This is a genomic window from Kribbella ginsengisoli (assembly GCF_039537185.1).
Lineage (GTDB): Bacteria > Actinomycetota > Actinomycetes > Propionibacteriales > Kribbellaceae > Kribbella > Kribbella koreensis.
On sequence record NZ_BAABAA010000013.1, the window covers coordinates 84,442 to 98,820 of the forward strand.

Annotated in this window: 12 protein-coding genes; 5 read left to right on the forward strand and 7 right to left on the reverse strand. The window is 67.8% G+C overall.

Annotated elements, in window-relative coordinates:
• Positions 1 to 46: 46 nt before the first annotated feature.
• Both ABD768_RS33570 and ABD768_RS33575 read left to right on the forward strand, forming a co-directional pair.
• Positions 47 to 739, forward strand: a complete 693-nt coding sequence (locus ABD768_RS33570; protein WP_343968957.1) for a response regulator transcription factor — start codon at positions 47 to 49, stop codon at positions 737 to 739.
• Positions 736 to 2,046 carry a sensor histidine kinase gene (locus ABD768_RS33575; RefSeq protein WP_344847587.1) on the forward strand — a complete coding sequence of 437 codons (1,311 nt, stop codon included), beginning with the start codon at positions 736 to 738 and terminating at the stop codon, positions 2,044 to 2,046. The genes ABD768_RS33570 and ABD768_RS33575 overlap by 4 nt, the downstream gene beginning before the upstream one ends.
• 70 nt (positions 2,047 to 2,116) lie before the next feature.
• Here ABD768_RS33575 and ABD768_RS33580 read toward each other — a convergent pair whose 3' ends face one another.
• From ABD768_RS33580 to ABD768_RS33605, 6 genes are all read right to left on the reverse strand, one after another.
• Positions 2,117 to 3,538 carry an FGGY family carbohydrate kinase gene (locus ABD768_RS33580; protein ID WP_344847589.1) on the reverse strand — a complete coding sequence of 474 codons (1,422 nt, stop codon included), beginning with the start codon at positions 3,536 to 3,538 and terminating at the stop codon, positions 2,117 to 2,119.
• Positions 3,539 to 4,516 (reverse strand): sugar-binding transcriptional regulator, encoded by a 978-nt coding sequence (locus ABD768_RS33585; RefSeq protein ID WP_343968963.1) that lies wholly within the window; start codon positions 4,514 to 4,516, stop codon positions 3,539 to 3,541.
• A gap of 77 nt (positions 4,517 to 4,593) precedes the next feature.
• Entirely contained in the window at positions 4,594 to 6,063 is a 1,470-nt protein-coding gene (locus ABD768_RS33590; protein ID WP_344847591.1) for a mannitol dehydrogenase family protein, read from the reverse strand.
• A gap of 11 nt (positions 6,064 to 6,074) precedes the next feature.
• Positions 6,075 to 6,920 (reverse strand): carbohydrate ABC transporter permease, encoded by an 846-nt coding sequence (locus ABD768_RS33595; protein WP_343968967.1) that lies wholly within the window; start codon positions 6,918 to 6,920, stop codon positions 6,075 to 6,077.
• A complete protein-coding gene (locus ABD768_RS33600) occupies positions 6,917 to 7,867 on the reverse strand; it encodes a carbohydrate ABC transporter permease (protein ID WP_343968969.1) in 951 nt (316 codons plus the stop codon). The genes ABD768_RS33595 and ABD768_RS33600 overlap by 4 nt, the downstream gene beginning before the upstream one ends.
• A gap of 8 nt (positions 7,868 to 7,875) precedes the next feature.
• Positions 7,876 to 9,243, reverse strand: coding sequence for an ABC transporter substrate-binding protein (locus ABD768_RS33605; protein WP_343968971.1), 1,368 nt, complete (start codon positions 9,241 to 9,243; stop codon positions 7,876 to 7,878).
• Between the two features lie 172 nt (positions 9,244 to 9,415).
• Here ABD768_RS33605 and ABD768_RS33610 point away from each other — a divergent pair, with 172 nt between their 5' ends.
• Both ABD768_RS33610 and ABD768_RS33615 read left to right on the forward strand, forming a co-directional pair.
• Positions 9,416 to 10,204, forward strand: coding sequence for a phosphotransferase (locus ABD768_RS33610; RefSeq protein ID WP_344847594.1), 789 nt, complete (start codon positions 9,416 to 9,418; stop codon positions 10,202 to 10,204).
• Positions 10,205 to 10,392: 188 nt separating this feature from the next.
• Positions 10,393 to 10,989: a uridine kinase family protein gene (locus ABD768_RS33615; protein ID WP_343968975.1), complete on the forward strand. Its 597-nt coding sequence runs from the start codon at positions 10,393 to 10,395 to the stop codon at positions 10,987 to 10,989.
• A 15-nt stretch (positions 10,990 to 11,004) separates the two neighbouring features.
• On the opposite strand, the gene ABD768_RS33620 is transcribed toward ABD768_RS33615, so the two are convergent.
• Positions 11,005 to 11,967, reverse strand: a complete 963-nt coding sequence (locus ABD768_RS33620) for a LysR family transcriptional regulator (RefSeq protein ID WP_344847596.1) — start codon at positions 11,965 to 11,967, stop codon at positions 11,005 to 11,007.
• Positions 11,968 to 12,088: 121 nt separating this feature from the next.
• Between ABD768_RS33620 and ABD768_RS33625 the strand changes: the two genes are divergently transcribed.
• Positions 12,089 to 14,371: a M9 family metallopeptidase gene (locus ABD768_RS33625; protein ID WP_344847598.1), complete on the forward strand. Its 2,283-nt coding sequence runs from the start codon at positions 12,089 to 12,091 to the stop codon at positions 14,369 to 14,371.
• The last annotated feature ends 8 nt before the right edge of the window (positions 14,372 to 14,379 follow it).

The window sequence follows — 14,379 nt, forward strand, 5'->3', positions numbered from 1 at the left end:
GAAAGCGCCTACCGGCTCTCCCCGCCCGCGCCGCTACCTTTGAGTCGTGCGACTACTGGTGGTGGAGGACGAGGAAGGCCTGGTCAGCGCGCTGCGCTCGGGACTCGGCCGGGCGGGCTATGCGGTGGATGCGGCGCTGACCGGCGCCGAGGCGGTCGAGAAGCTCGCGACCACGCCGTACGACCTGGCGATCCTCGACATCACCCTGCCGGACACAAGCGGCCTCGACCTGTGCCGCGCGGTACGCCGGGGTGAGATCGAGGTCGCGTCCGGACGCGAATTGCGGGTGCTGATGCTGACCGCGCGCGCCTCGCTCGCCGATCGGGTGCGGGGGCTGGACGAGGGCGCCGATGACTACTTGACCAAGCCATTCGCGCTCGTCGAACTGCTCGCTCGCATCCGCGCGTTGCTGCGGCGGGACGTGACCAATGGGACGACGCAGTTGCATGTCGGCGATCTCGTGCTGGACAGTTCGCGTCATCTGGCGAGCCGTGCTGGGCGGGAGCTTCCGCTGACACTGAAGGAGTTCGGCGTACTGCGGTATCTGATGTCGCGGCCGGGGCATGTGGTGTCGGCCGAGGAACTGCTCGAGCATGTCTGGGACGAGAACGCGGATCCGTTCACGCAGAGCGTCCGGGTGACGGTCGGGACGCTGCGGCGCAAGCTCACGCTGGAGGGCGAGGAAGCCTTGCTGGAAACGGTGATCGGGCGCGGGTACCGGCTTCGGGGTGACACATGACCAGGCCGGCGTGGACCCAGACGATCCGCTTCCGCTTGACGCTGACCTACTCCGCGGTGCTGATCGGGCTCTCGGCTCTGGTCCTCGGAGGTCTGTACTTCGCCTTGTCGGCGTACCTCGATCCGCAACCGCTGGATCCGATCACCGTCAAGAAGTCCTACTACGACAAGGAAGGGCACCTGAAGTTCAAGCCTGGCGAACCGATCCAGGCCGCTGACATCGCCAGCGTCCAGTCGGCGGTGAACTACAAGACCCTCGAAACACTCAAGACCTACTCGGCGGCCGGTATGGGCGTCCTGCTGCTGTTCAGCCTTGGTACCGGATGGTGGCTCTCGGGTCGCGCTTTGAAGCCGGTACGACGGATCACCGCGACCGCGCGCGACATCTCGGCGACCGATCTGTCCCGGCGGATCGCGATGGACGGGCCGCAGGACGAGTTGCGCAATCTCGCCGACACCGTCGACGACATGCTCGAACGGCTGGAGTCCGCCTTCGTCGCGCAACGGCAACTGGTCGACGACGCGTCGCACGAACTGCGGAACCCGTTGGCGGTGATCCAGGCCAACGTGGACGCAGTACTGGCCCACGACGACACTCCCTCCGAGGACCGTGCCCAGGCGACGGCGATCGTCTCACGCGCGATCCAGCGGATGACTCGGCTCGTCGAGGACCTGCTGGCGTCTGCGCGGCGGTCGTCACCGGCCTTCGTGGACGCGGACGTGGATCTGGCCGCGATCGCCGGCGAGGCCGCGGAGGAGTATGCGCTGCTCGCTGCTGATCGAGAGCTCCGGTTGGTACGCCGATTGTCGCCTGGACCCATCGCTGCTGGTGATGCCCAAGCGCTGCGCCGGGCGGTCGACAACCTGCTCTCCAATGCTGTCCGGCTGGCCCGCGGTGGCAGCGAACTCGTCCTGGCCGTCGGCAGCCGCAACGGCTGGGCCTGGATCGCCGTACGAGACGAAGGACCCGGCATCGCCGACGAAGACACCGACCGAGTCTTCGACCGCTTCTTCCGCTCCGGCCAACGCCAACCCCCCGCCACCGTCCCCCTGGTCGACCCGTCCAGCGGCCCCTCAACCAACCAACGCCGAGCCGGCCTAGGCCTGGCCATCGTCCGCCAGATAGTCGAATCCCATGGCGGCACGGTCGCCCTCCACTCCGAACTAGGCACCGGCTCCACCTTCATCCTCTGGCTCCCCGAACGCTCCCTGACCAACACCACCCGCCGCTCCCCCACCCCACCCACCGAAGACCCCCTAGGCCCCCGACAGAACAGCCCTGGCGCCGTCAGGCGGACTCGCGGTTGATGGTCGGCAGGTTCGACCGTCTGGTTCACCGGGGCTGTGATGGCTGCCGCCGCTGTCCGGTTCCAGGTGGTCAGCGGTAGTCGGAGGCGAGCAGGGGGCGGGTGCCGGAGAGTACTGCGGCGTAGCGGGCGCGGACGTCGGCGGCGGCTTCGTCGGTCAGTACTGCGGACTCGGGCTTGCTCATGGCAACGTCCCACACCGGCAGGTCCCCGGAGATGGCCCAGGCTGCTTGGCGGGCGGCGCCTAGGGCTACGTACTCGGCTGGTTCGGGGAGTACGACGGGGGCGCCGAGTAGGGCGGGGGCTAGGGCTTGTACTGCGCGGGAGCGGGCCGCGCCGCCTAGCAGTAGGACCCGGTGGACGGGGATGCCTTGGGCTCGGAGGGCGTCTACGGCATCGGCTAGGCCGCAGAGCATGCCTTCTACCGCGGCGCGGGCCATGGTGGCGGGCTGGGCGGTGGTACGGGTCAGGCCGTAGATGAGCCCGGTGGAGTGGGGTAGGTCTGGGGTGCGTTCGCCGTCCAAGTACGGGAGCATGACCAGGCCGTTGCTGCCAGGGGACGTCAGGGCAGCTTCGTCTAGAGCAGCCAGGTCCATGCCGAGCAGAGTCGCTGTGGCCGAGAGGACTCGGGCGGCGTTGAGGGTGCAGACCAGGGGGAGGTAGCCGCCGGTGGCGTCGGCGAAGCCGGCTACGAAGCCGCTGGGGTCGCTGGTGGGTGATGAATACCGAGCGAAGGCGGTGCCGCTGGTACCCAGAGACACCGCGACGTCGCCGGGCTGGAGGTCCAGGCCCAGGGCGGCGGCCATGTTGTCGCCGGTGCCGGCCGCCAAACTCGCGCCGAAGGCGGTTTGGCCGACGACCTCGGAGGGGCCGGCCACGCGCGGGAGTTGCAGGGAGCGGCCGAAGGCTAGTTCGACGAGGTCGGGGCGGTAGTCATTGGTGGAGGGCGACCACCAGCCGGTACCTGAGACGTCTCCCCGGTCCGTCGTGAGATCGGCGATGCCCGAGCGGTCGGCGGCCAGCTGGTGGGTCAACCAGTCGTGGGGCAGCGCAACAGCCTCGGCGCGAGCAGCCGCGTCGGGAGCAGCGCCACGGACCCAGCGCAGCTTGGTGACGGTGAAGCTCGGTACGGGCACGGATCCGACAGCGGAAGCCCAGGCCTCGGGGCCGCCCAGCTCGGAGACCAAGTCAGTCGTGGCATCGGCGGAGCTGGTGTCGTTCCAGAGCACCGCCGGGTGGACGACGGCGCCGGAGCCGTCGAGCAGGACCATGCCGTGCTGCTGACCAGCGACAGACAGAGCAGACACCCCGTCCAGTAGGCCGTCGGAGGCGATGGACCACGCCTTCCACCATTCGGCGGGGTCGACCTGGGTGGCGTCGGGATGGGGTGCGCGGCCTTCCCGTAGTACCTCGCCGGTGGTGGCATCGCATACGACGACCTTGGTCGCCTGGGTCGAGCAGTCGACTCCGGCAACCAGTCTGGGGTCAGTCATCTAGAGATCCTTTTCGGTAGCGAGGTGCCGCAGGACGTCACGGGCGAGGTCGGTCGTCGTCACCAGCGTGCTGACCAGCCCGGCCCGCACGGCGGCGACCACCGCCGGCGCGCGATGAGCTCCCGCGGCGAGGGCGATCCGCTCCGCCGGGTGGCGTAGCTGGTCGACCGAGACCGCGATGATCATCTGCTCCAACGGTGACTGGACCAGTCTGCCGTCCTGATCCAGAAGATGCCCGCTGACCTCGGCGATTGCGCCGCCGGCGACACCTTCGGCCCGGAGTTCCTCCGACACCGCGTCCCAGACCGTCGAGCAGCCGGCCCGCCAGGCGCCGATCGCGACCACCGAGATGTCGAGCCCGTCGGCCAGCGCCAGGGTGTCCGCGATGCCGGGCTGCCGGCGCAGTGCGGCGACGGCGGCGATGTCGTCGACGACGAGCGGTGCGTGGACGGCGTGCGCAGTACCGCCGGCAAGCGCGGCTGCTCGGCGGGCGAGGTCCATCGTGCTGCCGCCGCCCGCGGGTGAGTGGAGTGAGCCGGCCATCTGGATCACCGTGCAGGCAGGCAGTACGTCGATGTGGTCGACCATCGCGTCGACCGCCCGGCTCCAGGTCAGGCCCAGCAGATCCCCGTCGCGAACCAGCGGCGCGACCGTCCGCGCGGCAGCCTCGGCGACCTGGTCGCGGACCTGCTCCGGCGAGCCCGAGGTGTGCGTGACGACGCACAACTGGAGCCCGAGCGCGTCGGCCAGCTGCTCGGACAGCCCGCGATCGATCGGCGAGGGGTTCTTGATCTGGATCTGGACGATGCCACGACTGCGCGCGTCCTCGAGCAGCCGGGCGACCTTGAACCGGCTCAGGTCGAGCTCCTTGGCGATGTCCACCTTGGAGACGTTGTCGAGGTAGTACCGGCGCGCGACGTCGGCCAGCAGCTCGTCGTCCTCGTCACCCTCGCCGAGCAACTGTCCCCGACCGTTCACCGTCGCCCCGCCACCAATCTTCTCCCGTGATTCCCCGGCACCGTAACGGTTCGCGGGCCTTTGCCGCGAGCCCCTTCTCAGGCCCGCGCCTCCAGGGTCGCTCGTGCTCCGTGCTCGTGGAGCGAGGACAACGCGGCCGTGTAGGCGCTGACGAAGCGGGCGTCGTCGACGAGGTCACCGAAGAGGTCCCGGTCGGACACGAAGAGCAACGGCTCGTCGCGGTTGTGCTGGGCTCGTTCGACCAGCTTGTCGCGCAGCCGGTCGACCACCTCGATCGGCTCACCTTGCTCGTCGACGCCCTCGGCGTACCGGGCCCAGGAGGCGATCACCAGAGCGGAGTGCTCGATCCCGCGATCCGCGGCGAGCTGCTCGCGGACGACCGGGACCAGCCACTTGGGGATGCGGTCCGAGCTCTCCGCGCAGAGCCGGGCGAGGGTGTCGCGCACTTCGGGATTCGCGAACCGCTCGATCAGCTGGTGCTTGTAGCGGTCCAGATCGACCCCGGGCACCGGCGGCAGCGTCGGCGTACCTTCGGAATCCATGTAGCCGAGCAGGAAGTCGACGAACAGCTTGTCCTGGCAGACCTCGTGCGCGTAACGGTAGCCGGCCAGATACCCCAAGTAACAAAGGGCTTGGTGGCTCGCGTTGAGCAGCCGCAGCTTCATCAGCTCGTACGGTTCGACGTCCTCGACGAGTTGCACGCCGACTTCCTCGTACGCCGGCCTGTCGCCACCGAAGTCGTCCTCGAGCACCCACTGCGTGAACGGCTCGCACACCACCGGCCAGCCGTCCTCGACCCCGTACTGCGACGCCAGCGCCTCCCGATCCGCGTCAGCCGTGACCGGCGTGATCCGGTCGACCATGCAGTTCGGGAACCGGACCTCCTGCTCGAGGAAGTCCGCCAAAGCCGGGTCCTTGAGCCTGGCGAAGGCGGCCAGCATCTTGCGCGCGACGTGGCCGTTGCCAGGGATGTTGTCGCAGGACATCACCGTGAACGGCGCAACACCGGCCGCCCGTCGGCGGGCCAGCGCTTCGATGATGAAGCCGAACGCGCTCCCCGGCAGCGCGCCCGGCTCCAAGTCGGCAGCCAGGCCGGGGTCGGACGCGTCCAGCTCCCCGGTCACCTGGTTCACGTGATAGCCGCCCTCGGTGATCGTCAGCGAGACGATCCTGGTGGCGGGGTCGGTCAGCCGGGCGAGCACCGCCTCGGGGTCGTCGGGTGCGAAGAGGTACCCGACGATCGAGCCGATGACCCGGGGCTCGAGCGTCCCGTCGGGGTACTTCACGACCAGCGTGTAGAGGTTGTCCTGCGCCGCCATCACCTCGGCCATCCGCTTGTCGTGCGGGAGGACGCCGACGCCGACGATGCCCCAGTCGAGTGCCTTGCCGTCGTCCATCAGCTTGTCGAGGTACATCGCCTGATGGGCCCGGTGGAATCCGCCGACCCCGAAATGGACGATGCCGGGGCTGATCGAAGTACGGTCGTACGCCGGTACGCCGACGCGCTCGTCGAGCGACCCCAGGCTTGCCGAGTTGAGTCGTTGCACCGTTGCCTCCGTCACTTGACCGCCCCGAGGGACAGGCCCTGGACGAGCTTGTCCTGTGCCGCGAACCCGGCGATCAGCACCGGCAGCGACACCACCAGGGAGGCCGCGCAGACCTTCGCGAGGAACAGGCCCTGGCTGGTGACGAAGCCGGTCAGGAACACCGGCGCGGTCTGTGCCACGGTACCCGTGAGGACCCGGGCGAAAAGCAGCTCGTTCCAGCTGAAGATGAAGCAGATCAGCGACGCGGACGCGATGCCTGGCATGACGACCGGCGCGACCACCGAGCGCAGCGTGCGGACCAGGCCGGCGCCGTCGACGGAGGCCGCCTCGAGGATCTCGACCGGTACTTCGGCCAGGAAGCTGCGCAGCATCCAGACCGCGATCGGCAGGTTCATCGACGTGTAGAGCACGATCAGCAGCCAGATGTTGTCCAGCAGCCCGGCGAACTGCGCGAACAGGTAGATCGGCAGCAGCCCGGCGACCACCGGCAGCATCTTGGTGGACAGGAAGAAGAACATCACGTCGGTCCACTTCTTCACCGGCTTGATCGACAGCGCGTACGCCGCGGGGAACGCCAGCAGGATGACCAGGATCGTCGACAGGATGCTCGCGGTCAGCGAGTTCGCGATCGACGGCCAGGGACCGGAGTCGAAGAACGACCGGAAGCCGTCCAGGGTCAGCGGCGCGGTGACGTCCGGCGGGTTCTTCGCCGCGTCCTCCTCGTGGTGGAACGAGGTCAGCGCCATCCACAGCACCGGCAGCACGAACAGCACGCCCACGATCCAGGCCAGCGCGCTCAGCGCCAGCCCGCCGCCGCGGTTCTTGCGGCCCGTCACGATCGTCACTTGGCCGCTCATCGGCCCTCCTCCTTGAACAGGGTGGACACCGAGCGGAGCGCGAAGGTCGCGATCAGGATGGTGCCGATCACGACGATGACGCCCGCGGCCGAGGCCCGGCCGTAGTCATGGGCGGTGTAGAAGGTCTGGTAGATCGTGTACGGCAGGTTCGCCGTCCCGAGGCCGCCGGACGTGATCGTGAAGACGGCGTCGAAGTTCTGCACGACGTAGATCGAGCCGAGCAGCGCGCTCAGTTCGAGGTACTGACGCAGGTGAGGCAGCGTCATGTACCGGAAGATGTCCCACTGGCTGGCGCCGTCGATGCCGGCCGCCTCGATCACGTCGAGCGGGCGGCTCTGCAGGCCGGCCAGCAGGATCAGCATCATGAACGGCGTCCACTGCCAGACCAGCGCGAAAATCACCGACCACAAGGGCTGGTTGCTGATCCAGTCGGGCTGTGGCGCGTTGTCGCCGAAGATCCACTTCAGCACGCCGTTGAAGAGCCCGTACTCCGGGTTGTACAGCGCGTGTTTCCACAACAGGGCCGCCGCGACCGGTACGACGAGGAACGGCGTGATCATCATCGTCCGTACCGCTCCCCGGCCGCGGAACTTGCGGTCGAGCAGCAGGGCGATGCCCAGGCCGAGCAGCAGGCTGATGAGGACGACGCCCGCGGTCAGCAGGATGGTGACCCAGATGGCGTGCCGGGTGTTCGCGTCGGTGAGGACGCGGCGGAAGTTGTCGATGCCGGCGAAGCTGCGTTCGTCGGGGTAGTACGCGTTCCAGTTCATGAACGAGGTGATGATCGTGACCACGAACGGGAGCTGGGTGACGATGATCATGAAGACCAGGGCGGGCAGCAGCGGCGCCCGGCGGGCCCAGTCGCCGGTGCTGCGCAGCAGCGTGCCCGGCTTCTTCGGCGGTGTGGCTGTGTGGCGGCCTGGGCGCGCCTCGGTTTCGACACTCATGTCAGCCCTCACTTCGCTTCTCTGGCGCGATAGCGCTCTGCCACGTCGTCGGCGAGTTCCTGGCCGCGTTTCAGCGCCTCGTCGACGCTCATCCGGCCGGCGATCGCGGAGCTGACGTCCTGACTGACCTGGGTCCCGAGATCGGGGAACTCGGGGATGTCGATGAACTGGATGCCGATCGCGGGCCGCGGCTGGGCGCCCGGGTTGCGCGGGTCGGCGGTCTCGATCGCCTGCTTGGTCGGGTCGGCGAACGCCGCCGCCTCCTTGCGGTACTCCGGGTTCTCGTACGTCGAGGCGCGCTTGCCGGCCGGGACGCGGGACCAGCCGAGCTCCTTGCCGACCAGCTCCTCGTACTGCTTGCTGGAGGCCCAGGAGATGAACTTCCAGGCGTTGTCCTTCTTCTTGCTGGCCTCCTGGATGCTCCACGACCAGGCGTACAGCCAGCCGGAGCTGTCGGTCTTCACGACCGGCGCGGGGGCGTACCCCATCTTGCCCTTGACCGGTGAGTTGGGCGCTTCGAGCGAACCGGCGGCGGAGGTCGCGTCGTACCACATCGCCACGTTGCCCTGGACGAGGTTGTTGAGGCACTCGGTGAAGCCGGCCTGCGGGGCGCCGAGCTCGCCGTGGTTGCGGACCAGGTCGACGTAGAACTTGGTCGCCTCGGTGAACTCGGGGGCGTTGACCTTCGCTTGCCAGTCCTGGGTGAACCAGGTGCCGCCGAAGGTGTTCACGACCGTCGTCAGCGGGGCGAACAGCTGGCCCCAGCCTGGTTGGCCGCGCAGGCAGATGCCGCGCATGCCGGGCTGGGCGTTGTCGACCTTCGCCGCGATGTCGGCGACCTGCTGCCAGGTCGGCTTGGCCGGCATCTCGACACCCTTGGCCTGCAGGATGTCCTTGCGGTACATCAGGAACGACGACTCGCCGTAGAACGGCTCCCCGTAGATCTTGCCGTCGTCACCCGACATCGACTCGGTCATCGGCTTCAGGATGTCGTCCTGGTTGAACGCGGTGTCCTTGGCGATGTAGTCCGACAGCGGCGCGATCCACTTGCTCTTGGCATAGATCGGGATCTCGAAGTTGCTCAGCGACGCGACGTCGTACTGGCCGGCCTGGCTGGAGAACTCCTGGCTGATCTTGTCCCGGACGTCGTTCTCCGGCAGGACCGTGTAGTTGACCTTGATCCCGGTCTGTTTGGTGAAGTTGTCCGCGGTCAGCTTCTGCAGGTCCACCATCTGCGGGTTGTTCACCATCAGCACGTTGACGCTGTCGGCGCCACCGCCACCGGCTCCGCCGCCCCACCCGGCGCAGCTGCTCACTCCACTCACCAGGAGGAGTGCGATCGCCACACCTCCGATGCGTTTGCGCTGTTCCAGCACGGGCTGCTCCTTCGCGATCGGCGGGCACTCGCTCATATGAGCAGCACGCTGCTCATCGTTGAGTGAACCGTTTGCCCTGGCGCGTGTCAAGAGTTCGTTGCACAACTGTGCATTGGATTGCTCATTTGAGCGACCTAGCGCTTGGGGTGGGCAGCAGCCACACTGTGCGGTGATGCCTGAGGTCGAGACCCGCCTGCTCGGCGGCACCGCCAACCGTGGCCTGGTGGTACGGGTCGGCGATACCGTACGCCGCCCGCTGCGGCCCAGCAGTCCTGCCGTGCATGCGCTTCTGGACCATCTCCAGGAGGTCGGCTTCGACTCGTCCCCCGCCTTCCTCGGGGTGGACGAGCAGGGCCGGGAAGTACTGACCTACGTGCCCGGCGAGACGGTGCAGGCGCCATACCCTTCGTGGTCGATGACCGACGCGGCACTGGAGAGCGTCGCGCATCTCCTACGGCGCTACCACGAGGCCGTACTCGGATTCGACCCCTCCGGCTACCCGTGGGCCGAGCGAGTGCCCGCTGCGTATGACGACGGACTGGTCGGCCACAACGATCCGAACCTCGACAACATCGTCTTCCGCGACGGGGTGGCGGTCGCGCTGATCGACTTCGACCTGGCCGGTCCTGGGTCGACGCTGTGGGATGTCGCTGCGGCCGTACGCCTGTGGGCACCCCTGCGCCCCGACGCCGACATCCACGACGCCCGCCAAGGCCAATCGCTGACCCGTCTCCGCCGCTTCACCGACGCCTACGGCCTCACCGGCGACGACCGCACCCGCCTGATCGACGCAGCCGCCGCCAACCACATCTGGTGCATGGACTACGTCCGCCGAGGCGCCGAATCCGGCCACCCCTGGTTCCGCCAACGCTGGACCACCGGCGAATCCACCCTCACCGACCGAACCAACGCCTGGTTCACGACCAACCACAACGAACTAGTCAAAGCCTTACAGGCCTAGGAATCCCCCACGCGCCCGTCGGTGCATGCACAACTCCACCGGCAAGCGGATACCCCCGGTGTGTCGGGGGGTTTCGGGTGAGTTGCGTATGCATGGCCGTCCGGTCGGCCGGGGCCGTGGAGGGGCTTCGTGGTTGTGGTGGACGAGGGGCGGGAAGTGAAAGGCCGGGGCGGTGGGAGAATCTCGGGGTGAATGCTCGGGTGGTGTTGCTGGCGGGGCCTTCAGGGGCTGGGAAGTCGCGGTTGGCTGAACTGGTGGGGTTGCCGGTGGTACGGCTCGATGACTTCTACCGGGACGGGGATGACGCGGCAATGCCCCGGTCGCCGTTGGGGATCGTGGATTGGGATGATCCGCGGTCCTGGGACGGCGAGCGGGCGGTGGCTGCGCTCGAGGTGTTGTGCGCCACTGGGGTTGCCGACATGCCGATCTACGACATCGCCGCCGACGGGACCATCGGACATCGGCCTGTGGAGACAGGCGGATCACCACTGATCATTGCCGAGGGCATCTTCGCCGATCAGGTTGCCGGAGCGCTTCGGGAACGCGGTCTGCTGGCGGCGGCGATCTGTGTTCGGCACCACCGGATCGTCACCTTCGTACGCCGGTTCCAGCGCGATCTACGCGAGCACCGCAAGCCGCCGTTCACCCTGCTCCGGCGGGGATTGCTGCTACTGAAGGACGATCCGCGAGTGGTGAAGCGCTGCGTCGACGCCGGCTGCGAACCGCTGCACCCCAAGGCCGCCCGCCGACGCATCACGGATCTCCTCGCCACCGTCGCCGGCTAGGCGGTGCGCGGGGAGTTAGGTGGTTCGGGGGTGGACTTCGGGGTGGGCGGTCCACCACGGGGCGTAGGTGGGGCTGCGGAGGGCGTGGTCTGTGTAGGACGTCGCTATGGCTAGGTAGGTGGATTCGACTTGGTCTTCGGTTAGGCGGGGGCGGCGCCAAGCCAGGATCAGGCGGCCTCTCAGGGGGTCGCCGGTCAGGCGGCGGATTGTCATGCCTTCGGCGCCGGCCGAGGTGGGTTCTACGAGTTGGACGGCTCGGCCGGATTGGATCAGTTGGCGGCCGCCGCCGCTGGGCGCCTCGTAGCGGATCTTGGGGGTGAAGCCGGCTCGGCGGCAGGCGGCTCGGAGGGAGGCCAGGGAGCCGTCGTCGGCGCCGGGTGGGCTGATCCAGGATTCGTTGGCCAGGTCGGCGAGGTTGATTTCCTGTTGGGCGGCCAGGGGGTGGCTGGAGGTCAGGGCGATGAAGAACGGGAGGCGGGGCAGGACCGTGCGTTGAGCCAGCTCGGGCGCGAGGGGGACGTCGTGGTCGTCGCTCATGCCGATGACGGCGAAGTCCGAGCGGTGGTGGGCCAGGGATTGGGCGAGGCTGATGGCCGAGGGGTCCACCTGGACGGTGAGGTCCACAGGGGCCAGGGCTGTTTGGACGCGTTCGACGATGGTGCCCACGCATTCCATGTGGGCTGTGCCCATGTGCAGCTCGGCCGGGCCCGCGGTGGCAGCCATGGTGAGGTCGCCGGCGAAGGAGTCGATGTCGGCCAGGACCAGGCGGGCGCGTTGCAAGGCGCGTTCGCCCAGCGGCGTGGGGCGTACGCCGGTACGGGCTCGTTCGAACAGCTGGCCGCCGAGTGAGCGTTCGAAGCGTTGCAGGAGGCCGGTCAGCGCTGGTTGCGAGATCCCGAGGCGGGCGGCGGCTCTGGTCACGCTGCCGGCGTCGGCGATCGCGCAGATCGCCCGCAGGTGGCGGATCTCGGGATCCATAACGTGAGGCTATCGCCGTTGGGATGACCGGGGAACGGCTCGACGTGCCACGCTCCCAAACACTGCGGATCCCCCACCGCAGCCACGCGGGTTCGCGTGTTCCGCCCCGGAGGAGAACCTGATGACATCCCCACGACTCCAGCGATTACGGCGACAGGCGTCGGTACTGACCCTTGCCACCGTCATCGCCCTGACCGGACTGGCCCTCACCACCAGCCCAGGTCAGGCAGCCACCAGCCAGCAACCGCCGACAACCAAAGCAGGTCCGAGCGGGTCAGCCGACGAGCCCAGCCACGTCACCGATGCCAGTACGCCGGTAAGCCAACGTGCTCCCCTGCCGGCCTCCAAGCAGGAGTTGCGTCGTGACTACGACGGACCAGGACAGGTTGCCACCTTGCCCCGCCCGTCGATGCAGGGCCACAAAGCCGCGGCGACCTGCAACCCCGCTGACTTCACCAGCCGTACCGGCCAAGCTCTCGTCAACCAGATCAAGGCGTCGACGACGGACTGTGTCAACACACTCTTCAACCTGACCGGCACGGATGCGTACAACGCGTTCCGTGAGGCCCAGATGGTCAGCGTCGCGTACGGCCTGCGGGACAACGGATCCGGCTACCCCGGCAACAACTCGACCGGTACCGCCCAGCTGACCCTGTATCTCCGCGCCGGCTACTACGTGCAGTGGTACAACCCCTCAACCGTCGGCACCTACGGCCCAACGCTGCGGACTGCGATCCAGTCGGGCCTGGACAGCTTCTTCGCCAACACGCACGCCTTCGAGGTCAGCGACGCCAACGGGGAGACCCTCGCGGAGGCGATCACGCTGATCGACAGCTCGGCGCAGAACGCCCGCTACCTGTCCGTCGTGAAGCGGATGCTGACCGGCTACAACAACTCGTACAACACGTCGTGGTGGATGCTGAACGCGGTCAACAACGTCTACACGGTGTTGTTCCGCGGGCACCAGCTGCCGGAGTTCGTGGCGGCGGTACAAGCCGACCCGAGCGTGATCGACACCCTCTACGCCTTCGCGTCCAGCCACAAGGATCTACTGTCCGGCGACCAGAGCTACCTGACCTCGAACGCCGGCCGTGAACTCACCAGGTTCCTCCAGTACTCCGCCCTGCTGCCCAAGGTCCGTCCGCTTGCAAAGGGCCTGCTCGGGCAGACCGCACTACAGGGCCCGACGGCACCGCTGTGGGTCGGCGTCGCCGAGCTGGCCGACTACTACGACAAGGCCAACTGCGCGTACTACGACATCTGCAACCTGCAGGCCAAGCTGGCGGCCGTCGTGCTGCCGATCACCCACACCTGCAGCTCGACTCTGCGCATCCGGGCCCAGGAGATGACCACTGCCCAGCTGTCCTCGAGCTGCAGCAGCCTGGCGAGTCAGGACGCCTACTTCCACGGCATAGTCGCCGACCCCGGCCCGGTGGCCAACGACCGCAACACCAGTCTGGAGGTGGTGGTCTACAACTCCAGTACCGACTACCAGACCTATGCCGGAGCGATGTGGGGCATCGACACGAACAACGGCGGGATGTACCTCGAAGGCGACCCGGCCGCGGTCGGCAACCAGGCCCGGTTCATCGCCTACGAGGCCGAGTGGCTGCGACCGGTGTTCGCGATCTGGAACCTCAACCACGAGTACACCCACTACCTCGATGGCCGCTTCGACATGGCCGGTGACTTCGACGCGGGCGTCAGCACTCCGACGATCTGGTGGATCGAGGGGTTCGCGGAGTACGTGTCCTACTCCTACCGCAACGAGACCTACACCGCGGCGATCACCGAGGCTGCCCGGCGTACCTACTCACTGAGCACCCTGTTCGGTACCACCTACAGCAACGACACCACCCGGATCTACCAGTGGGGCTACCTCGCGGTGCGCTACATGCTGCAGTCGCACCGCAGTGACGTGACCACCGTCCTCAACTACTACCGGTCGGGCAACTGGAACGCTGCCGCCAGCTACCTGCGGACCACGATCGGCAGCCGGTACGACGCCGACTGGTACAGCTGGCTGTCCGCGTGCGGGGCGGGGAACTGTGGAGGCGGAGGCGGTACGACCTTGCCCGAGTGCACTGCCGCAGACATCCGCGTGCTGGGCAAGAACTGCCAGCGCGGCAACCGGGGCACGACCACTGGCAACTACGACTACCTCTACATCAACCTGCCGGCCGGTACGACGCAACTGCAGATCACAACCAGCGGTGGTACCGGCAACTGTGATCTCTACTACAACAAGGCCACCTGGGCGACCACCTCCGCCTACACCCAGCGATCGACCGCTACCGGCAACACCGAAGCGATCACCGTCGCCAATCCCCCCGCGGGCTACAGCTACGTCAGCCTGTACGGCGCAACAGGCTGCACCGGCGTCACTGTCAGCACCCGCTACTGATGATCGTT

Excerpts from the sequence above, each read along its gene's own strand:
- ABD768_RS33625 (WP_344847598.1), top strand. The coding sequence starts at position 12,089 with ATGACATCCCCACGACTCCAGCGATTACGGCGACAGGCGTCGGTACTG.
- ABD768_RS33575 (WP_344847587.1), top strand. The coding sequence starts at position 736 with ATGACCAGGCCGGCGTGGACCCAGACGATCCGCTTCCGCTTGACGCTG.
- ABD768_RS33620 (WP_344847596.1), bottom strand. The coding sequence starts at position 11,967 with ATGGATCCCGAGATCCGCCACCTGCGGGCGATCTGCGCGATCGCCGAC.
- ABD768_RS33610 (WP_344847594.1), top strand. The coding sequence starts at position 9,416 with ATGCCTGAGGTCGAGACCCGCCTGCTCGGCGGCACCGCCAACCGTGGC.
- ABD768_RS33600 (WP_343968969.1), bottom strand. The coding sequence starts at position 7,867 with ATGAGTGTCGAAACCGAGGCGCGCCCAGGCCGCCACACAGCCACACCG.
- ABD768_RS33580 (WP_344847589.1), bottom strand. The coding sequence starts at position 3,538 with ATGACTGACCCCAGACTGGTTGCCGGAGTCGACTGCTCGACCCAGGCG.
- ABD768_RS33595 (WP_343968967.1), bottom strand. The coding sequence starts at position 6,920 with ATGAGCGGCCAAGTGACGATCGTGACGGGCCGCAAGAACCGCGGCGGC.